Below are 280 nucleotides of genomic sequence, written 5' to 3'. Positions count from 1 at the left end.
CACCGAGCGGGTGGCGACGGCCAGGTCGTCCGAGGCCGGCGGCACCGTGATGGTGGCGGTGCGGCGCCCCTTCTCGGTGGTGATCGCGGTGGGCCCGTTGCTCTGCTCGACCTGGGCGATGTCCGACAGCTTCACGATGCCGGTCGGAGTCGGGATCGCCAGGTCCTTCAGCGCCTCCTCCGACGTCGGCGGTTCGGGAGCGACGAGGTACACGGTCAGGCCGGTGCCGTCGACCTCGACCGTGCCGAGCTGCTCCGGGCGCATCGTGTTCGACACGATC

At 71.1% G+C, this 280-nt stretch carries 1 protein-coding gene; it reads right to left on the bottom strand.

Annotation, left to right across the window (positions count from 1 at the left end):
• Positions 1–280, bottom strand: a 280-nt coding sequence (locus KI686_RS16680) for a hypothetical protein (protein ID WP_237590427.1), incomplete at both ends; no start/stop codon positions are given.

This window comes from Polaribacter sargassicola (genome assembly GCF_021991835.1).
Taxonomy (GTDB): Bacteria; Bacteroidota; Bacteroidia; order Flavobacteriales; family Flavobacteriaceae; genus Polaribacter; species Polaribacter sargassicola.
This window is presented reverse-complemented; position numbering and strand designations above follow the sequence as displayed.